15 protein-coding genes are annotated in these 20,495 nt (G+C 63.1%); 10 read left to right on the forward strand and 5 right to left on the reverse strand.

Annotated elements, in window-relative coordinates; all coding sequences use genetic code 11:
- Positions 1–282 precede the first annotated feature (282 nt).
- Together ACP7AD_RS03890 and ACP7AD_RS03895 are read right to left on the reverse strand one after the other, a co-directional pair.
- A complete protein-coding gene (locus ACP7AD_RS03890) occupies positions 283–2,688 on the reverse strand; it encodes a PhoX family protein (protein WP_426148079.1) in 2,406 nt (801 codons plus the stop codon).
- Positions 2,689–2,776: 88 nt separating this feature from the next.
- A complete protein-coding gene (locus tag ACP7AD_RS03895; RefSeq protein ID WP_426148080.1) occupies positions 2,777–3,253 on the reverse strand; it encodes an Lrp/AsnC family transcriptional regulator in 477 nt (158 codons plus the stop codon).
- A 186-nt stretch (positions 3,254–3,439) separates the two neighbouring features.
- Between ACP7AD_RS03895 and ACP7AD_RS03900 the strand changes: the two genes are divergently transcribed.
- From ACP7AD_RS03900 to ACP7AD_RS03920, 5 genes are all read left to right on the forward strand, one after another.
- Positions 3,440–7,060 carry an indolepyruvate ferredoxin oxidoreductase family protein gene (locus ACP7AD_RS03900; RefSeq protein ID WP_426148081.1) on the forward strand — a complete coding sequence of 1,207 codons (3,621 nt, stop codon included), beginning with the start codon at positions 3,440–3,442 and terminating at the stop codon, positions 7,058–7,060.
- A 146-nt stretch (positions 7,061–7,206) separates the two neighbouring features.
- The gene (gene yajC / locus ACP7AD_RS03905) at positions 7,207–7,551 is read left to right on the forward strand and encodes a preprotein translocase subunit YajC (RefSeq protein ID WP_426148082.1); all 345 of its coding nucleotides are present in this window, start codon (positions 7,207–7,209) and stop codon (positions 7,549–7,551) included.
- 92 nt (positions 7,552–7,643) lie between these two features.
- Entirely contained in the window at positions 7,644–9,521 is a 1,878-nt protein-coding gene (gene secD / locus ACP7AD_RS03910) for a protein translocase subunit SecD (RefSeq protein WP_426148083.1), read from the forward strand.
- A 38-nt stretch (positions 9,522–9,559) separates the two neighbouring features.
- Positions 9,560–10,513: a protein translocase subunit SecF gene (secF, locus tag ACP7AD_RS03915; RefSeq protein ID WP_426148084.1), complete on the forward strand. Its 954-nt coding sequence runs from the start codon at positions 9,560–9,562 to the stop codon at positions 10,511–10,513.
- Between the two features lie 29 nt (positions 10,514–10,542).
- Positions 10,543–12,918: a DUF1631 family protein gene (locus ACP7AD_RS03920; protein WP_426148085.1), complete on the forward strand. Its 2,376-nt coding sequence runs from the start codon at positions 10,543–10,545 to the stop codon at positions 12,916–12,918.
- A gap of 227 nt (positions 12,919–13,145) precedes the next feature.
- Here the strand turns inward: ACP7AD_RS03920 and ACP7AD_RS03925 are convergent, their stop codons facing one another.
- From ACP7AD_RS03925 to ACP7AD_RS03935, 3 genes are all read right to left on the reverse strand, one after another.
- The gene (locus ACP7AD_RS03925; RefSeq protein WP_426148086.1) at positions 13,146–13,670 is read right to left on the reverse strand and encodes a DUF494 domain-containing protein; all 525 of its coding nucleotides are present in this window, start codon (positions 13,668–13,670) and stop codon (positions 13,146–13,148) included.
- A gap of 24 nt (positions 13,671–13,694) precedes the next feature.
- A complete protein-coding gene (gene dprA, locus ACP7AD_RS03930; RefSeq protein WP_426148087.1) occupies positions 13,695–14,837 on the reverse strand; it encodes a DNA-processing protein DprA in 1,143 nt (380 codons plus the stop codon).
- Between the two features lie 70 nt (positions 14,838–14,907).
- On the reverse strand, positions 14,908–16,131 hold the full coding sequence (locus ACP7AD_RS03935; RefSeq protein WP_426148088.1) for a LysM peptidoglycan-binding domain-containing protein: 1,224 nt from the start codon (positions 16,129–16,131) through the stop codon (positions 14,908–14,910).
- 198 nt (positions 16,132–16,329) lie between these two features.
- Between ACP7AD_RS03935 and def the strand changes: the two genes are divergently transcribed.
- From def to ACP7AD_RS03960, 5 genes are all read left to right on the forward strand, one after another.
- Positions 16,330–16,827, forward strand: coding sequence for a peptide deformylase (gene def / locus ACP7AD_RS03940; RefSeq protein ID WP_426148089.1), 498 nt, complete (start codon positions 16,330–16,332; stop codon positions 16,825–16,827).
- A gap of 135 nt (positions 16,828–16,962) precedes the next feature.
- Positions 16,963–17,925 carry a methionyl-tRNA formyltransferase gene (fmt, locus tag ACP7AD_RS03945; protein WP_426148090.1) on the forward strand — a complete coding sequence of 321 codons (963 nt, stop codon included), beginning with the start codon at positions 16,963–16,965 and terminating at the stop codon, positions 17,923–17,925.
- Between the two features lie 6 nt (positions 17,926–17,931).
- Positions 17,932–18,696, forward strand: a complete 765-nt coding sequence (locus ACP7AD_RS03950; protein WP_426148091.1) for an AzlC family ABC transporter permease — start codon at positions 17,932–17,934, stop codon at positions 18,694–18,696.
- Complete coding sequence (locus ACP7AD_RS03955) at positions 18,693–19,028, forward strand: AzlD domain-containing protein (protein ID WP_426148092.1); 336 nt, start codon at positions 18,693–18,695, stop codon at positions 19,026–19,028. Before ACP7AD_RS03950 ends, ACP7AD_RS03955 begins: the two co-directional genes overlap by 4 nt.
- Before the next feature lie 98 nt (positions 19,029–19,126).
- Positions 19,127–20,320: a phosphoglycerate kinase gene (locus tag ACP7AD_RS03960; RefSeq protein ID WP_426148093.1), complete on the forward strand. Its 1,194-nt coding sequence runs from the start codon at positions 19,127–19,129 to the stop codon at positions 20,318–20,320.
- The last annotated feature ends 175 nt before the right edge of the window (positions 20,321–20,495 follow it).

Genomic DNA, 20,495 nt, shown 5'->3' on the forward strand with positions numbered 1-20,495 from the left:
TGAAATACCGGTTTTTCTGAATCACGATAGGAACTTAGCTTAGCTGTCGATAAGCTCTGGTTCCTAAGCCCCTAAAATAATAGCTGTTTACGCAATCCAGCCGGAAAAGGCATATTTAATGCTGGAAAAGCCGTTTGCGTAACTAAAACGGCGATGGGATTTAAATCCATCGCCGTTTTCAGGTGTTAGCACCAGACGCCCAATATTGGGAAGGGCGCACTGGTTTGCCCTGTCAGCCGTGCGCTTTTTGCCTTCGCGCGCACGGCTGGTCTGGCAACGGAATCAAAGGCCGATGATGCCGCCGTCGTCTTTGGTGATCATCACGGTCGCTGAACGGGGACGGGCCGATGCACCGCCCGGACCGTAGGGCGTCGCCAGGCCACCTACCGTGGTTCCTGGCCAGTTGCTTTCAAACGAACCCAGTGCAAAGCTGGCTGTCGAGGTGTTCTCGCCAGGATGCTGAATGTTTACAAACAGCGCCTTTCCGTCTGGAGATTCGGCCACGCCTGTGACTTCCGCGCCCGTGGGGGCGGTCAGGAAGCGCTTGAACGTGACGTCCGTCATTTTCTTGCCGATGAATGTCTGCACCGTCTTGTCGGTCGTCACCGCACGGTTCGGGCTGCCATCGGCCTTGTCGATGACCGTGATGGAGCCGCCATCGCCTTGCGTGCCCGGCACGGCAGCCAGCAGCATGGCATTGCTCACGTCGGTGTAGGTGTTGTCGTCGGTTTCGATCCACAAGATTCCGCTGACTTTGGAGAACCAGCAACCATCAGGCTTGGACAGGTCGTTGAAGTCGCTCAGGCCTGACAAATTCACATTGGCCTGGTAATTGACGTCGTCCAGGCCCGTATCGGCCTTGGCCTGTGCGCCAAACAGGAAGATGTCCCATTTAAAGCTCTCGGCGCCGGCGTTGTCGCCATCTTCGCGAATGCGCATGATGTGGCCGTTGACGTTTCCGCGCTGGGCTGCAATGGGTGCTGCGTTTTGCGACGAAGTTCCCTTGCTGTCCAGCCAGTAGCGGGGGTTGGCCGGGTCAACATCCGGGTTCAGGAAGTTGTTGCCAGACACGGCGGTCGTGTTGCCACGGTCCGGGTTTTCGGTCAGCGTGATGTAGATTTCGCCGTTCTTCGGATTCACGGCGGTCCATTCCGGCCGGTCCATGCGCGTGGCCTTGGCCGCGTCAGCCGCCAGTCGCGTGTTCACGCAAATGTCGGCCAGGCTGTCATGCTTGTAGCCTGCGGGGTTTTGCGCGCTCACCGGCACGCCGGCCGCCACGTCAGGATTGCTCAAATCGAGCTTGACCCATGTGCCGGTGCCGTTGGCGTTGAAGCGGGCTGCGTAAATCGTGCCTTCATCCATGTACTCGGCGCCCACGTTCAGGCGGTCGGCGCGATTGGCGTCTGCAGCGACCCAAGGCTTTTTCGACACAAACTTGTAGATGTACTCTCCGCGTGAATCGCAGCCAATGTAGAACGCCAGTGGACGCCCGACAACGGCCAGGCTGGGCCAGGCGCCTTCGTTGGCGCGGCGGCCCAGCGCGGTGCGCTTGGCTGGCACCGAAGTTGGGTTGTACGGGTCGATTTCGACGATGTAGCCGAAGGTGTTGTGCGCGTTGCGGAAGTCACCCGTGCCATCGGCTGGCTTCGCTGGGTCGGCGGTAATGTCCCAGCGGCTGAAGTCGGTGCTGCCGGGGGTGGCAGGCACGACAGAAGCCCAACGGTTGTGAGCAAAGCCTGAAGACGTGGTGGCTGGCGCAACTGGTGGACGGATGCCGTTGCGCAGCAAGGCGCTATTGTCTTTTTGCGTGCGAACAGCGGCGTCTGCACCGCGAATGAAGTAGCCGGCCCAGTTTTCTTCAGCCGCCAAATAGGTGCCCCACGGCGTGTAGCCGTTGCCGCAGTTATTGATAGTGCCGCGGGTTTGTGTGCCGGCCTGCGAAAAAACTGTCTTGGTGAAAGCCGAGCCACGGGCAGGACCGGTCAGTTCCATCAGTGTCGAACCCGTGATGCGGCGGTTAAAAGTCGAAGCCTTCACGTAACCGTATTTACCAGCCGTTTTGCCCAGCTCGATGATCGAGACGCCGTGGGCTTCGATTTCCTTGACGACTTCAGCTTCCGGGCGCGGGCCGGCGGTTGCAGCGATGTTGGTCTGGCCTGTGGCATGCATGAACTGCACGGTGCCCGTGATGTTTTCATGGTTCATGACCAGCAAGGCGCGGTCGTTGTTGGTGGGCGCGGGCGTGTCCGCTGCGCTCAGGCCGAAGAAGTGCATGCCGTCGTGGTGATCACCCGAGCGGCGGGCAAAATTGTCCTGTGAGCCGTTGTTCAGGTAGTCGGGTACGTTCGGGTCGATAGAGTCGCCCGTAGCATAGATGACTGTGGCTGTGTATCCCGCAGGTACCGTGACGCGGTCGAGTTTTGACTTATTTACAGCTGCAAAGTTAAGCCCAACCGGGGCTGGTGTGGGGGTAGGAGCAACTTCCGAACTATCACTACTGCCGCAAGCGGCCACGCTCAGAGATCCAAAACCGGCCATGGCCATGGCTCCGATGCCTCCGCCCAGCACATGTCGGCGGTGCAGACGGGCCGCAAGCACGTCGTGAATGCTGTGGTTGCCGCTGGTGTTGTTTTCCAGATCGTCCGGGTCCGTGAAAATTGATTGAGCCTGGGGAAATTTTTCAGACATTGAGGTGCTCCAAATTGACAGAATGGTCAGTCTCGAATAATCCGATTTTTTCATGACAAATCTGTGAAACAACGCCTGCTCCGTGCGGCTAGCCGGTCAAATGCCCGAGCGGCAGCGCGCCGCCGGCCTTGACCTCGCCCAGCGAAAAGCTGGTGTGCAAATCCTTCACATTCGGCAGGTTGATCAGCACGTCTCTAGCGAACTGGCTGAAGGTGTTCAGGTCGCGGCTGACCACCTGCAGCTCGAAGGTGCCGGTGCCGCTGATGTAGTGGCAGCTCACCACCTCGGGAATGGTGCGGATGGCTTCTTCGAGCGCCTGCAGCACCTCGCCGGTGTTGCGGGCCGCATCAAGCCGCACGAAGGCCAGCACGCCCAGGCCGATCTTGTGGCGGTTGATCTCGGCCCGGTAGCCGGTGATGAAGCCGGCGTCCTCCAGCGCCCGCACGCGCCGCCAGCAGGGCGCGGCCGACAGGCCGACGCGCGAGGCCAGTTCGGTGTTGGTGAGACGCGCCTCGCGTTGCAACTCGTTCAGGATGGCGATGTCAAACTTGTCCAATGTTTCCATATCGGGCATTTTGCGGCAAGATTCTTGCGCCAGGTAGGCAAAATCAGGCAAAAAAAGCAAAGACATATCCGGGAGCGGGCCATACACTTTTGCTTAAAGCCAAAGTGCGGGCCTGACCGGGCTTGACGCTGGCAAAACCACCGTCTCACAAGGCCGGTCATGACCATAATTTCTGGAGACAAAACCATGAACGCACCGCTGCCCGAGCACATCCGCAAAGCGCTGGAAACCGTCACGCTCGACGACAAATATTCGATTGGCCACGGCCGCGCCTTCATGAGCGGTGTGCAGGCGCTGGTCCGTCTGCCGATGCTGCAGCGCACGCGTGACGCCATCGACGGCCTGAACACCGCCGGCTTCGTCAGCGGCTACCGGGGCTCGCCGCTGGGCGGCTACGACCAGGCGCTGTGGGCCGCCAAGAAGCATCTGGCGGCGCAGAACATCGTCTTCCAGCCCGGTGTGAACGAGGAACTCGGCGCCACCGCCGTCTGGGGCACGCAGCAGTTGGATTTGTACCCGCAGACCAACAAGTTCGACGGCGTGTTCGGCATCTGGTACGGCAAGGGGCCGGGCGTGGACCGCTGTTCGGACGTGTTCAAGCATGCCAACATGGCCGGCACGGCCAAACATGGCGGGGTGATTGCGATTGCCGGCGACGACCACATCAGCAAAAGCTCGACCGCGCCGCACCAGAGCGACCACATCTTCAAGGCCTGCGGCCTGCCGGTGTTCTTTCCGTCGAGCGTGCAGGAAATCCTTGACATGGGGCTGCATGCCTTTGCCATGAGCCGCTTTTCGGGCGTCTGGTCGGGCATGAAGACGATCCAGGAAGTGGTCGAGTCGTCAAGTTCGGTGTCGGTCGATCCGGACCGCGTCAAGATCATCATTCCCGAGGACTTCCAGATGCCGCCGGGCGGCCTGCACATCCGCTGGCCCGACGCGCCGCTGGAGCAGGAAGCGCGCTTGATGGACTACAAGTGGTATGCAGCGCTGGCGTATGTACGCGCCAACAAGCTCAACTACAACGTGATTTCAGGGCCGAACGACCGCTTCGGCCTGATCGCCAGTGGCAAGGCCTTCAACGACACGCGCCAGGCGCTCAACGACCTGGGGCTGGACGAGGACACCTGCCACCAGCTAGGTATTCGGCTGCACAAGGTCAATGTGGTCTGGCCGTTAGAGGCCACCATCACCCGCGACTTCGCCCAGGGCCTGCAGGAAATCCTGGTGGTCGAGGAAAAGCGCCAGGTCATCGAATACCAGATCAAGGAAGAACTCTACAACTGGCGCGCCGACGTGCGGCCCAATGTGCTGGGCAAGTTCGACGAACCCGAAGGCGACGAGTCGGGAGGCGAATGGAGTCGGTCCAACCCGAGCGAGAATTGGCTGCTGCGGGCGAAAGCCGACCTGACGCCGGCCATCATTGCCAAGGCGATTGCCAAGCGGTTGACCAAGCTCGGCGTTCCCGGCGACATCGTGGCCCGCATGCAGGGCCGGCTGGCCATCATTGCCGCCCGCGAACGCGCCTTGATTGAAACCAAAACCGATACAGGCGAGCGCGCCCCGTGGTTCTGCAGCGGCTGCCCACACAACACCAGCACCCGCGTGCCCGAAGGCTCGCGCGCCGTGGCTGGCATTGGCTGCCATTACATGGCGACCTGGATGGACCGCAGCACTTCGACCTTTACCCAGATGGGCGGCGAGGGCGTGCCGTGGGTCGGCCAGTCGGCTTTCACCACCGAGCCGCACATCTTTGCCAATCTGGGCGATGGCACCTACTTTCACAGCGGCCTGCTGGCGATCCGCCAGAGCATTGCCAGCGGCGTGAACATCACCTACAAGATTTTGTACAACGACGCCGTGGCCATGACCGGCGGCCAGCAGGTCGGCGAGCGGCCCGAAGGCCATTCGGTGGCGCAGATTGCGCACAGCCTGCGGGCCGAGGGCGTGGCCCGGCTGGTGGTGGTTACCGACGAGCCCGAAAAATACCATGGCCGCACGCATACGCTGGACAGCAGCGCCGCACGCGCCAGCCACGCCGAGTTGATCAACGACCTGCCGCCGGGCGTTGAGGTCTTCCACCGCGACGAACTCGACAAACTCCAGCGCGAGTTCCGCGAACTGAAAGGCACGACCGTCATCATTTACGACCAGACCTGCGCGACGGAAAAGCGCCGGCGCCGCAAGCGCGGCACGCTGGTAGACCCGGCCAAGCGTGTCGTCATCAACGAACTGGTGTGCGAAGGCTGCGGCGACTGTTCGGTGCAGTCCAACTGCCTGTCTGTCGAACCGCTGGAAACTGAATTTGGCCGCAAGCGCCAGATCAACCAGAACACCTGCAACAAGGATTACTCCTGCGTCAAGGGCTTCTGCCCGAGCTTCGTGACGGTTGAAGGCGGCCAACTCAAAAAGCCAAAGAAAGAGAAAAAGGGCGATTTGTCCAGCCTGCCGCCGGTTCCCGATCCGGTGCTGCCGGTGGCCGAAAGCGCTTGGGGCATCGTGGTCGGTGGCGTCGGCGGCACCGGCGTCATCACCATCGGCCAGCTGCTGGGCATGGCCGCGCACCTCGAAGGCAAGGGCGTGGTCACGCAGGATGCCGGCGGCCTGGCGCAAAAGGGCGGCGCTACCTGGAGCCACATCCAGATCGCCAACCGGCCGGAAGCCATCTACACCAGCAAGGTCGATACGGCCAAGGCCGACCTGGTGATCGGCTGCGACCCGATCGTGACGGCCAGCCCGTACACCCTGGCGACGATGCAGCCGGGCCGTACCTTCGTGGCGATGAATTCCCACGGCACGCCGACGGCGGCTTTCGTGACCAACCCCGGCTGGCAGTTTCCGGGCGGCAACTGCGAAAGCGCCGTGCGTTCGGCCGTGGGCGCCGAAGGCATGGCGAGTTTTGACGCCGAGCAGGTCGCGGTGCAGCTGATTGGCGACTCGATCTACACCAACCCGCTGATTCTGGGCTTTGCCTGGCAAAAGGGCCGGGTGCCGTTGTCGCACGCCGCGCTGATGCGGGCGATTGAGCTCAACGCCGTGCAGGTGGACAACAACAAGGCGGCGTTCGAATGGGGCCGCCGCTGCGCGCATGACCTGGCTTCCGTGCAGGCGCTGTTCAAGGCCGCGCAGGTGATCCAGTTCGTCAAAAAGCCGTCCCTGACCGAAATGCTGAGCAAGCGCGTGGCGTTCCTGACCGACTACCAGAATGCGGCTTATGCGCAGACCTACCAGGCGTTTGTGGAAAAAGTGCGTGCCGTGGAGGCGCCGCTGGGCAAGACCACGCTGACCGAGGCCGTCACGCGTTACCTCTTCAAGCTCATGGCCTACAAGGACGAGTACGAAGTGGCGCGGCTGCACCTAGATACCGGTTTCCTGAACAAGGTCAACGCCATGTTTGAAGGCGACTTCAAGCTCAACTACCACCTGGCGCCGCCGCTGATGGCCAAGAAAAACGACAAGGGCGAGTTGCAAAAGCAGCCATTCGGACCGTGGATGCTGACCGGCTTTAAGCTGCTGGCCAGGCTCAAGGGCTTGCGCGGCACGCCTTTTGACGTGTTTGGCCGGACCGACGAGCGCCGGGAAGAGCGCGCGCTGATTGCCGAGTACCGCGCCAGCATCGAGGAAGTGCTGGCCGGCTTGAGGCTTGAGAACCATGCCACAGCGGCGGAAATCGCCCGGATTCCCGAACTCATCAAGGGCTACGGCCATGTCAAGGCGCGCCACCTGGCCGCTGCCCGGCCGCAATGGACGGCGCTGATGCAGGCGTTTCGCCAGCCGGAGCGGGTTCGTGAGGTCGCGGCGGCTTGAGCCCGCCAAGGGCGGGCCGAAATAGCCGCACGCACGCGAGTTGAATTCAGCGCTTGCGCTGCGGACGCATACAATCCACCGGTTCATGCTCCGGCCTTTGTGGCCGGGGCGCTCGTCAGTGTTCCTTTAAAAATGTGGAGTCAGCCGTGTTTATTTCTTCAGCTTTTGCCCAGACTGCCCCTGCTGCCGCAGCCGGCGGCAGTAACATGATGTCCACCCTGACCGGCATGCTGCCATTGGTGCTGATGTTCGTGGTGCTGTATTTTGTGATGATCCGGCCACAGATGAGGAAGCAGAAAGAACACCGCACCATGATCGAGGCACTGGCCAAGGGAGACGAAGTTGCCACGGCCGGCGGCCTGCTGGGCCGGGTCACGCGTCTGGGTGAAGGCTACCTGACGCTGGAGATCGCTTCCGGCGTCGAAGTGCAGCTGCAGCGCAGCGCCATCGTCCAAGTGTTGCCCAAGGGCGCCATCAGCAGCGCCAAATAAGGCCCTACCGCAGTTAGACAAGACGGTACAGCCGGCAAGACTGGGCCATCCAGTGCGCCTTTTGTTTTCCGTTCATCAGGAACAAATCTCTCATGAATCGTTATCCGGCCTGGAAGTACGCCATCATGGCGGTGGTGGTGCTGATTGCAGCGCTTTACACGCTGCCCAATTTCTTCGGTGAAGCGCCTGCGGTACAGGTTTCCAGTAGCAAGTCCACCGTGAAGGTGGACACGACGACACTGGCAAAGGTCGAGCAGGCGCTCAAGCAAGCCAGCATCACGGCAGACGGCATCACGCTGGAAGCCGGTTCCATCAAGGCCCGTTTTGGCGATACCGACACCCAAGGCAAGGCCAAGGACGCCATTCAGGCGGCGCTTTCACCAGACCCTGCCGACCCGGCTTATGTGGTCGCGCTCAATCTGCTGTCCCGCTCTCCGGCCTGGCTGACGGCGCTCAATGCCAACCCGATGTACCTTGGGCTCGATTTGCGCGGCGGCGTGCATTTCATGCTGCAGGTGGACATGCAGGCGGCGCTGACCAAGCGCGCCGAATCGCTGGCCGGCGACATTCGCCTGTCGCTGCGTGAAAAGAACATCCGGCACGGTGGCATCGTCCGCAATGGCCAGGCCATTGAGATCCGCTTTCGTGACACCGCCACGCTTGAATTGGCCAAAAATCTGATCCAGGACCAGATTCCCGACCTCCAAATGGCCGAGGCGCCAGACGGCACCGACTACAAGCTGACCGCGACCATCAAGCCTGAGGCCGCACGCCGCATTCAGGACCAGGCGCTCAAGCAGAACATGGTGACGCTGCACAACCGGATCAACGAGCTCGGCGTGGCTGAGCCGGTGATCCAGCAGCAGGGCATCGACCGCATCGTGGTGCAGCTGCCCGGCGTGCAAGACACGGCCAAGGCCAAGGACATCCTGGGCCGTACCGCGACGCTGGAGATGCGTTTGGTCGAAGACAGCGCGGAAGCGCGCGCCGCCGAAAACAACAACGGCCCGGTGCCGTTTGGCGCCGAGCGCTTCTTCGAGCGCAACGGCCAGGCGGTGATCGTCAAGAAGCAGGTCATCCTGACCGGCGAAAACCTGACCGACGCCCAGCCGGGCTTTGATTCGCAGAACCAGCAGCCCAAGGTGGATCTGACCGTCGATGCCAAGGGCGGCCGCATCATGCGCGACACCAGCCGCGAGAACCTCAAGAAGCGCATGGCGATCCTGCTGTTTGAAAAAGGCAAGGGCGAAGTGCTGACCGCGCCGGTCATCCAGGGCGAACTGGGCAACCGTTTCCAGATTTCCGGCTCCATGAGCGTGGCCGAAGCCAGCGACCTGGCACTGCTGCTGCGCGCCGGTTCCCTGGCCGCGCCCATGGACATCATCGAGGAGCGCACCATCGGCCCGACGCTGGGCGCCGAAAACATCACCAAGGGCTTTCACAGCGTGTCCTGGGGCTTTGCAGTGATCGTGGCCTTCATGGCCGGCTACTACATGCTGTTCGGCCTGTTCTCTGGCATTGCGCTGGCGGTCAACCTGCTGCTGCTGGTGGCCGTGCTGTCGATGCTGCAGGCCACGCTGACGCTGCCGGGCATGGCGGCGATGGCGCTGGCGCTGGGCATGGCGATTGACTCGAACGTGTTGATCAACGAGCGCATCCGCGAGGAACTGCGCGGCGGCGCCTCACCGCAGGCCGCCATTCATTCAGGCTACGAGCGCGCTTGGGCGACGATTCTGGACTCGAACATTTCGACCCTGATTGCCGGCGTGGCCTTGCTGGCCTTCGGCTCCGGGCCGGTGCGCGGCTTTGCGGTGGTGCACTGCATCGGCATCCTGACCAGCATGTTCTCTGCGGTTTTCTTCTCGCGCGGCCTGGTCAATCTTTGGTACGGCCGGCAAAAAAAGCTCAAGACGGTGTCCATCGGCACGATCTGGCGCCCGCCCTCGGACGGCGCGCTCGCCAAGCCATGACCGCCTCTTTTTCCTGAGCTGCTTTCCAAGGATCCCAGATGGAATTTTTCAAAATCCGGCGCGACATCCCGTTCATGCGGCACGCGCTGATCTTCAACGTCGTCAGTTTCGCCACCTTTGCGCTGGCGGTGTTCTTCCTGTTCTCGCGAGGCCTGCACCTGTCGGTCGAGTTCACCGGCGGCACGCTGATGGAGGTGAACTACACCCAAGCAGCCGATGTCGGCAAGATTCGCGACACGGTGGCCAAGCTGGGTCTGAACGATGTCCAGGTGCAGAGTTTCGGCACTTCGCGCGACGTGATGATCCGTCTGCCGGCGCAAAAAGGCGTCAGCACGGCGCAGCAGAGCGATACCGTGATTGCCGCGCTGAAAGCCGCCAGCCCTGACGTGACGCTGCGCCGCACCGAGTTCGTCGGCCCGCAGGTCGGCGAGGAACTGGCGCAGGACGGCCTCAAGGCCCTGGCCATGGTGGTGTTCGGCATCATGGTCTACCTGGCGTTTCGTTTCGAGTGGAAGTATGCGGTGGCGGCCATCATCGCCAACCTGCACGATGTGGTCATCATTCTGGGCTTTTTCGCTTTTTTCCAGTGGGAGTTCTCGCTGGCGGTACTGGCCGCCGTGCTGGCCGTGCTGGGTTATTCGGTCAACGAATCGGTGGTGATCTTTGACCGGATTCGCGAGAACTTCCGCCGTTACCGCAAGATGAACACTGAGGAGATCATCGACAACGCGATCACCTCCACCATCAGCCGGACCATCATCACCCACGGCTCGACCCAGATCATGGTGCTGTCGATGCTGCTGTTCGGGGGCCCCACGCTGTTTTACTTCGCCTTGGCGCTGACCATCGGCATTTTGTTCGGCATTTACTCGTCGGTGTTTGTGGCCGCCGCGATTGCCATGTGGCTGGGCATCAAGCGCGAAGACCTGATCAAGGGGCCGTCGAAAAAAGACGAAGACCCGAATGATCCCAATGCGGGCGCGATAGTCTAGGCCGATTCGACAACGCGTCATCGTCAGCCGTGCTGTCCCGCAATCCGTCGCAAAGCTTTCTTGCTGGACAGGCTCGCGCCCTGTTTACAGAGCGCGTGGTCCAGATGGTGCCCATGCTGGCCAAGAGTATTGGCGACACGCTGTCTGAACTTGCGCTGCGGACAGGGAACGCACGCGAAATACAGGATCTGCGCGACGCTCTGCGGCTTTACCAGGAAAACAGCCCGGCCTGGGTTCAGGGAATCCTGGGCGCCGTTCGCCAACCATTCCCCCCGTCCGCCAAGACGGCGGCTTTAGGGCTGCTGGAGCCTGGAAAAATGGAACTGGTCGGCAACGATGCCGTGGAGCACCGCATTCTTGCCTCGCGCCTGGCCCTGCGCCTGCTGGATTTCGCGAGTTGGGAACTCAATGACCTGCGCCTGCGCATTCAGAGCCTGGAAGGCCAGTCCGAATTGGGCCGGCGCGACCTGTTCCGCCCGGAAGTGATTGCGCAGCACCTGGTCGAGCAATGGACGCTGGCGGGCCTGCCGCATTCGGCATGGCTGCTGGGCCAGGACACGATCCACAAGAACATGGCGGCCTGGATGCTGGAGATCTACCACGCGACCAACGCGTTCCTGATTGAACGCGGCGTCATGGCGGAAATCGACCTGCGGCCCCTGGTCCGGCGCACGCCTTCCGCCGTGAATGCCGCCAGGACCGCCAGCGTTCCAGAAAGTGACGAAAATCTGGGCAAAACGACGTCTGCCGGCGCCGGCATTCTGGACAGTCGGGATGCCCCGGCGCCAGGCAGGATGGCGGCCGGCCCTGGCGAGCCAGGCCAGCCGCCGGCAGCGGTGCGAAGCGGCTGGTCGGGCAATACCGTGCAGGAAGAAACGCGCATGCAGACCGCGACCACGCCGCTGGCCCGCGTGCGCATGCGGGCGCAGGGCGTGCTCGGGCATCTCAAGCAAATGCTCATGAGCCGCGTCGAAGGGTTCGACCAGACCAGCGCGCGCCGAGCCTCGCCACAGCTTGAACACGCCATGAACCGCCTGCAGCAGCAGGCTGAAGAAGCGATTTTGGACGGCTCCGGGCAATCCCGGCAGTCGGACCAGGGCTTTGCCCGCACGCAGGTTGACCAAGCGCTGCATGAACTGCGCCAGCGAACCAGCGTGCTGAAACAGGCGGCTTCCAGTTCCGCGGAAAAAGCCACGATTGAAATCGTCGCCCTGATGTTCCAGAGCATCCTGGCGGAAGACCGTATTGCGCCCCAGATCCGGGTCTGGTTTGCACGCCTGCAGATGCCGGTTCTTCGGGTGGCGGTCGCTGAGCCGGAGTTTTTCAGCTCGCTGGAGCATCCGGCGCGCCAGTTGATCGACCGCATGGGATCGTGCGCGCTGGGCTTCGATGTGACCGTCGAGGGCGATGTTCTTGAGACGGAAATCAAGCGCGTCGTGCAGGTCATCGAACAGTACCCGGAGACCGGACGCCGCGTGTTCCAGCTGGTCTATGAAGAATTCGACAAGTTCCTGTCGCGTTTCTTTGCCGAGCAGGGCAGCGTGGCCCGGGCGGTCAGTCTGGCCCAGCAGCTGGAGCAGAAGGAAACCATGACCGTGCAGTACACCATCGAGATGCGCACCATGCTCGATGACATGCCGGTGCGCGAGGAGATACGCGAATTCCTGTTCAGGATCTGGGCCGAGGTGCTGGCGATTGCCGCGATGAAAAATGGCCCGCAGCATGCGCAGACCCTGCTGTTCAAGCAGGCTGCGGCCGATCTGGTGTGGTCGGCAAGCGCCAAGCCGAACCGCAGCGACCGGTCGCGTGTGATTGCCGCGCTGCCCAGGCAGCTGCAACTGCTGCGCCAGGGCATGACCCTGCTGGGGCTGGACCTGGCGGCGCAGGATGCCCAGCTGAAGATCATCAGCGCCACCATGGCCGATGCCTTCATGTCAAAGACCGATGCGATTCCGCTTGAAAAAATCGATGCCATGGCCAAGCGCCTGACCAACCTGGAAGACTATCTTTCAGAGCAGGATGTCGGCGACTTTCCGCTCGATGCCGAAAGGCTGGTCACCATGATCGGGATCGATTCGGCCCATATCGAGGTGATTGCCGACGGCGGCAGCCAGCCGACCGACGCCATGCGCGCCTGGGCCAGGGAATTGCAGCCGGGCAGCTGGTTCAACCTGGACCACAACGGAAAAATCAGCCATGTGCAGTTTGCCTGGTGCAGCGAGCGCAAGCAGCTGCACCTGTTCGCCGCATCGGACGGCCGCAGCTTCCTGATCCAGATGCGCCGGCTGGCGGCCTACCTGCAGGCTGGGCTCTTGGTGCCGACGGAAGAGGAAGCGCTGACGGTGCGCGCCACGCGCGATGCCCTGGCCAAGCTGGACGCCAATCCCGAACGGTTGCTGGGCTAGAGCGAAGTCGCCCGTGACCTGTGGTCATGGAACGTGAGTGGCTGGCAACTTTTTGCTACTGAATTCATAGCTTCTAACGCTTACTGCGCTTGCGCGAAAGGCGTATTTTATGCTTAAGAAGTATGGGTTCTGGTGATTGGCCCTGACCGGCATCCTTGCCAAGGCAACTGGCCAGATGCGGCTCTGTAGAGAAAGGCGCAGCGCCATGGCGATTGCAAGGCCGCCGGTCAATGCGCGAGGCGGCCTTCGGCGTCGTCGCACAGTTCATCGAGCACCAGCGCGTCGGGCTCTTCGCCAAAACTCCAGTACACCATGAGGACGATGATCTTCAGGTCATCAAGCGACACGGGGTCGCCAGGCGCTGCCATGGCCCGGTCCATCACGATTTCGCGCATGTGCGGTGGCAGCACCCCCGATGTTTCCAGAAAGCAGACAAACCCGAGGCTTTGCGCGCCCAGGTGCGCCTGTTCGGCCACGGAATAGATGCGCAGGCTGTTGCTCGATTGCGCCTGCATGTGCGCAGGCGTGCTGCCTGGGTCCAGCGTACCGCCGGCGTCGGTGTCTGGCGCATCGGGTGGACTGATTTTCGTACCTTTGGCGGCAATGTTCAGCCCGTCGAGCCAGACCAGCGCTTCCTGGATTTCCTCGGCTTCGAAGCCTGCCGCGATCAGTTTGCGCCCCAGCCTGTCGATTTCTGGACAGGCGGCACCCTGCCAGTAATTTTCGTAAACGTAGACCAGAACTTCAAACATGCATTCAATATAACGCAGATAAGCTCAACCCGCCGCCATGCGCTGAAACAGTCCACCCGGCAGGCGAGCGACCTGTCCGTCGAGTTCGAGTTCGAGCAATTTAGCCTGCAGATGGGCGGTGTCCAGGCCCGTTCGCGCCTGTACGGCGTCGAGGCTGACCGCATCGAACCCGAGCGCCTCCAGCAGCGGATCGTTTCTAGCGCCAGCGGTTGCATCCGCCTCGTCACATTCTGGCGGGGCAGCAGGCGCGGCGCCAGAACCTGCAGGGACCAGCCGCAGCTCTTCGAGCACATCCTGCGCCACCTCCACCAGCTTGGCGCCCTGCTTGATCAGCGCATGGCAGCCGCGCGACTGCGGCGAATGAATCGAGCCGGGAATGGCAAACACTTCCTTGCCCTGCTCGGCCGCCAGCCGGGCGGTGATCAGCGAGCCCGACTGCAGCGCCGCCTCAACCACCAGCGTTCCCCGGCTCAGGCCGGAAATGATGCGGTTGCGTTTGGGAAAGTTAGCCGTCAGCGGCGGCGTTCCGAGCGGAAATTCGCTGATGATCATGCCTTGGCGGGCAATGCGGTGCGCCAGGTCGAGGTGTTTTTTGGGATAGACCCGGTCCAGCCCGGTGCCGACCACCGCAATCGTCTCGCCGCCGCCCAGCATCGCGCCATCGTGGGCCGCGCCGTCAATGCCCAGCGCCAGCCCCGACACCACGCAGATGCCGGCGCCGCCAAACGCCCTGGCAAACTGCCGGGCATTGCTTTCGCCTTGCGGCGTCGGATTGCGGCTGCCGACGATGGCCAAGCTATTTGCTATTGTTTTGATAGCTTTATCCGATTGACTGGCAAGCGTCCCGAGCATGTAAAGCATCAAGGGCGGGTCTTCGATGTCGAGCAGGGCCGCCGGGTAAGCCGCATCCCCCAGTACCGCGATGCGCCGGTCGTCCCCGGCCTTGAGCCAGTCCAGCGTGGCTTGCAGCTGGGCCGCCAAGCCGGGCGGCTCGCTGCGCAGGGCGCTGGCCAGCTTGTCGGAGCCGAGTTGTTGCAGGGTCGCGCTGCTTTGTTCAAAAATGGCCTGCGCCGATCCGAAGGCCGTCAGCAGCTTGCGCGCCGTGGTGTTGCCCACGCCGGGCGTGAGCGCCAGCCGCAGCCAGGCTCGGAGTTCTTCGGAATCCATGGGAGTCACCCTTTAGCAAGAGGCCCGTTGGGCCAGCGCCTTGGCGCGCTGTGAACCGGCCGCAAGCGGTTCAATCCGGGTTGGTGAAGCGGTCGCCGACCTTGATGCCGTCGGTGGCCCGCAGGATCAGCGCATATGACAGCCGGTCGAAAGTGCGAAACACCATCAGCAGGCCGTTGCGCTCGTTCGGCAGCTTGATGTCCGGCCGGGCGCTGTCGGTCCTGTCGCGCAGGCGCTCGCCGTCCTTCAAGATAGCCATGACATGGCCGCGATCCAGGCCGTCGCGGCTTCCCCGGTTGATCACCACGATCTGGTTTTCAGAAGCCCAGGCCACGGCGTTGCCGTAGACCGAGACGATCTGTCCCGCCATGGGCGACGAGGGCGCGCGCGGCACATAGCTGCGCAACTCGCGGGCCGGCTCGGCAATCAGGCGGTCGCCGACCCGCATTTCTTCCTTGGCGGCGATGATGTCGATGGTGGCAGGCACCCGCTCGGTCTGCAGCTTGCTGTCCTTGTCCGTATTCTGGACGCTGGATTCGCCGCGCACCAGTTCGGCCTTGCCGACGTAGTGCGCTTCGTAACCCAGGATTTCCTGGGTGGTCGGGTCTTTTAGCGGCGTGGCATTGCGAAACACCCGGTAATCCAGCGGCTCGCCCTTGTGGTCGCTCAGCGGCTTGCCCGGGCCATCGCCGCCGGCATAGCCGCCCAGCGCGTAGGCGCGGTCGCCACGGCTGAGCAGCACCCGGCCTTCCTGGGTGGCGACGATGCGCGGCGCCTGCGAAAAGCTCAGTTCATCAACAATCAGGGGCTCGGCCAGGAAGGGCTCGATGTCCTGCGGCGCCAGCGTGGGAATCGAGGCATCGGCCAGCGACTCGTAGCGGGTGCGTGGCGATACCCGGACGGTGCCCTGCGGCGCACCATCGCCGCCAGCCCGCCGGGTGCGCAAGGTCGCCCGGCCATCGCTCTTGTCAAGGAACAACTGCTGGCCGGGGTAGATGCGGTGCGGGTTGCGGATGTCTTCCAGGTTCATGCCCCACAGTTCGGGCCAGCGCCAGGGACTTTTGAGGAACAGGCCCGAGATCGCCCACAGTGTGTCGCCCGACCTGACGGTGTAGCTGTCAGGGGCATTGGGCATCAGGTCTGCCACGGGGATGCCGGTCCGGGCCACCTGCGCGGCCGTGGCCTGCTGGCCGGGCGTGATGGGGAAGTTCTGGGCCTGCGCGCTGGCTGCTAGGGACAGCAATACGGCAGCAGCCATTGAAACAGGGCGGAAACGACCAAAAGTTGTGTGCATCTTGAGAAGCTTGTTGGGACGGCTGCGTTTACTTTACGCTACAAGGAAACGCATTTTGCAATGCTTGTATCCGCGCAAATTTTCAGCGATTCTGTACCCAAGCCCTTGATTAAGCAATGATTAGGCGATTCTGAGAGGATTGGAGCCTTTGAAAATCGGGAAAAGTGGCGAAAATAGCGACTTCTCCTCATTCCCGCCATGACCCAACTCACCATTCTTCGCTATCCCGATCCGCGCCTGCATACCGTGGCCAAACCGGTGGCCGCCATCGACGCCAGAGTCCGCCAACTGGCGGGCGCCATGTTCCAGACCATGTACGACGCCGAGGGCATCGGCCTGGCCGCCACGCAGGTCGATGTGCATGAACGGCTGCTGGTCATCGACGTGAGCGAAGCGCGCGACCAGCCGCTGGTGCTGATCAATCCCGAGATCGTCTGGGCCAGCCTTGAGACGCGCACCGGCGACGAAGGCTGCCTGTCAGTGCCCGGCATCTACGACGGCGTCGAGCGTTCGCTGGCGGTGAGGGTCGAGGCGCTCGACCTGGACGGCCAGAAGCAAATTCACGAGGCCGAAGGCATGCTGGCGGTCTGCATCCAGCATGAAATGGACCACCTGATCGGCAAGGTGTTCGTCGAATATCTGTCGCCCCTGAAGCGCAACCGTATCAAGACCAAGCTGATCAAACAACTTAAATAGCCCCCACGGTCGCCCACTGCGTGTGGCTTCCTGCCCCCCGAGGAGGCCGCTGCGCCTACGACCCGGCAAAGCCGGTTCCGTGGCCCTGACTGGTGAAGGCTGCCCTGTGCGCGGGCTTGGGTGAAAATAGCGCCCATGCGCGTTATTTTTGCCGGAACCCCTGAATTTGCCCGAGTGGCGCTTGCACAACTGCACGGCGCCGGTTTTGAAATCCCCCTGGTCTTGAGCCAGCCCGACCGCCCCGCTGGCCGGGGCCTGAAGCTGCAGGCCTCTGTCGTCAAGCAGTGGGCTGAAAGCCATCAGATTCCCGTCGCCCAGCCTAGAAGCCTGCGGCTGGACGGCAAATACCCCGAGGACGCCGCTGCAGCGCGCGAAGCGATCGAAGCGGCGCAGGCCGATGCCATGGTGGTCGCCGCCTACGGGCTGATCCTGCCGCAGTGGGTGCTTGACATGCCCCGGCTGGGCTGCTTCAACATCCATGCCTCGCTGCTGCCGCGCTGGCGCGGCGCGGCGCCGATTCACCGCGCGATCCAGGCCGGTGATTTAGAAACCGGCATCACCATCATGCAGATGGACGCCGGGCTGGACACCGGCGACATGCTGGGGGTCGAAAAACTCGCGATTCAACACACCGACACCACGGCCGCGCTGCACGACCGGCTGGCCGCGCTGGGCGGGCAGATGATCGTGCAGGCGCTCAATCTTGCCGGCGGCGGCCAGTTGCATCCGGTCCGCCAGCCTGCCCAAGGCGTGAGCTATGCCCACAAGATTGAAAAAGCCGAAGCAGCGGTGGACTGGACGCAGCCGGTGGCCGTGATTGACCGGCACATTCGCGCCATGACGCCTTTTCCGGGCGCCAGCGCGCAGCTCGGGCCGGACACCCTGAAGCTATGGAACTCTGAAATTGATAGCTGCCCACGCCCGCCGGATGTGCGCGAAGGCCAGATTTTGTCTGCAAATGCCGATGGCGTGCGGGTCGTCTGCGGCGATGGCGTGCTGAATGTCACTGAACTGCAGCGCGCCGGCGGCAAGCGCCTGGGCGCCGCCGACTTCCTGCGCGGCTTTGCGCTGGCGCCCGGCATGCTCTTCGCAAAGTGAGCCCCGGTGTTCCTTCGCGCCGCCTACTACCGACACGCTGAATTCCGCCAGGGCGCGCGCGACATGTTCGCGGTCGCGCCGGGTTTTGCCGCCTGGGGAATGATGACCGGCGTGGCCATGGTCAAGTCGGGCATGAGCGTCATCGAGGCGCTGTTGATGACGGTGCTGGTGTATGCCGGCAGCGCGCAGCTGGCCGCCATTCCGCTGCTGGTCGCGGGCGCGCCGGCCTGGGTGATTTTGGCGACGGCGTTTTGCGTCAACCTGCGCTTCGTGGTGTTCAGCGCGCACCTGCGCGCCTACCTGATGCACCTGCCGCTGGGTCAGCGCCTGCTGACCGGCTTTTTGACGACCGACCTGAGCTATGTGCTGTTCGTTCGCCGCTTTCCCGCGCCCGGCGACACGCCGGACCAGCGCCTGGCGCAGCAGGCCTACCTGGCGGGCAATTGCGGGCTGTGCTGGGCCAACTGGGTCGGCAGCGGCCTGGTCGGCATCGCGCTGGCCAATTTCATCCCGACCGCCTGGGGGCTGGGCTTTGCCGGCATTCTGGCGCTGCTTGGCATCTCTTTCTCGCTGGTCACCACACGTTTGCGCATCATCGCGGCGCTGGTGGCGGGCGTTGCGGCGGTGGCCGCGTTCGCGCTGCCGCTCAAGCTCAACATCCTGGTGGCCATCGCGGCGGCGGTTGCCGTGTGCCTGATGCTTGAACGGGCGGCGGGCCTGGGCGCGGCGGCGCAGACGCCGGGCGCTGCCCCTGGGAACAACAAGCCATGAACGAGACCGATCTCTGGACCGTCGCGACCATCGCCGGCATGGCGGGCGTGACGGTGCTGACCCGCTGCTTTTTTTTCCTCTCCAACAAGCCGTGGACCTTGCCGGAACTAGCCCGGCGCGGCCTGGACTATGCGCCGATTGCCGCGCTGGCGGCGGTGATCGTTCCCGAGATCGTCATGACGCAGGGCCACCTCATCAGCACCTGGCAGGATGCCCGGCTGTTCGGCACGGCGGCGGGCGTGGCCTGGTTCTTCTGGCGCCGTGGCGTGCTGGGCACCATCGTCAGCGGGATGGCGGTGTACCTGTCATTGCACCTGGGTGCAGGTTGGTAGCGCGTATCAACGGGTCTTGGGTAACCTGGCTGCCCGCCTACAATTTCAGCCGGCCGTCGGTCAGTGGCTAATTCAATCATCGTATTTTGGAAGTTTTCATGAATTTCATCCGTTTTTCCGATTTGTGCGCCAGCGGCCAGGTGGCCGGCAAGCGCGTGTTCATCCGCGCCGACCTGAACGTGCCGCAGGACGCCAGCGGCGCCATCACCGAGGACACGCGCATCCGCGCATCAAGGCCCTGCCTGCAGATGGCGCTCGACGCCGGCGCGGCGGTGATGGTCACTTCGCACCTCGGACGCCCGGTGGAAGGCGAATTCAAGCCCGCCGATTCGCTGGCGCCGGTCGCCAAACGGCTCGGCGAACTGATGCAGCGCGAGATTCCCGTAGTGAGCAACTGGATCGATGGCGTTGACGTCCAGCCCGGCCAGCTGGTCATGCTGGAAAACTGCCGCCTGAACAAGGGCGAGAAGAAAAACGACGAAGGTCTAGCGCGCAAGATGGCGGACTTGTGCGACATCTTCGTGCATGACGCCTTCGGCACCGCGCACCGCGCCGAAGCCTCGACCTACGGCATCGCGCAATACGCGCCCGTCGCCTGCGCCGGACCGCTGCTGGCCGCCGAGATGGACGCGATCACGGCGGCCTTTGCCCATCCGAAAAGGCCGCTGGTCGCCATCGTCGCCGGCAGCAAGGTCTCGACCAAGCTGACCATCCTCAAGGCGCTGGCTGCCAACGTCGACCAGCTGATCGTCGGCGGCGGCATCGCCAACACCTTCATGCTGGCGCAGGGCCTGAACATCGGCAAGAGCCTGGCCGAACCCGACCTGCTGGCCGAGGCCAGCGCCGTGATCGAGGCGATGAAGGCGCGCGGCGCCGAGGTGCCGATTCCGACCGATGTGGTCTGCGCCAAGGCCTTTGCGGCCGACGCCGTCGCCACCGTCAAGCAGGCCGGCGAGGTCGAGGACGACGACCTGATCCTGGACATCGGCCCCGACACCACCGCCCGGCTGGCCGCGCAGCTCAAAAGCGCCGGCACCATCGTCTGGAACGGCCCGGTCGGCGTGTTCGAGTTCGAGGCTTTTTCCAGGGGCACCGAAGGCATCGCCCGCGCGATTGCCGAGTCCAGCGCCTTTTCAATTGCTGGCGGCGGCGACACGCTGGCGGCCATCGCCAAGTACGGCATTGAAAAAGACGTGGGCTACATCTCCACCGGCGGCGGCGCTTTCCTCGAAGTGCTCGAAGGCAAGACGCTGCCGGCGTTCGAGATTTTGCAAAAGCGGGCGGCGGGCTGACGCTTACGGCTTCTGTTTTGATAGCTGCTCACGCAGGCGGGGTGTGCGCAAACGGCCTGTTTTGCTTATAAAAAGCCGTTTGGAGCGCTGGTTTGCAGCGTTCGGGGGTTTGCGCCGCCCTTGAGCGGTCTGGCTGGCGTGCGGCGCTTGTTTCTGGTACCCGCCGTGTAACCTG

Source organism: Polaromonas sp. DSP2-3-2b2 (genome assembly GCF_049895905.1).
Taxonomy (GTDB): Bacteria; Pseudomonadota; Gammaproteobacteria; order Burkholderiales; family Burkholderiaceae_C; genus Polaromonas.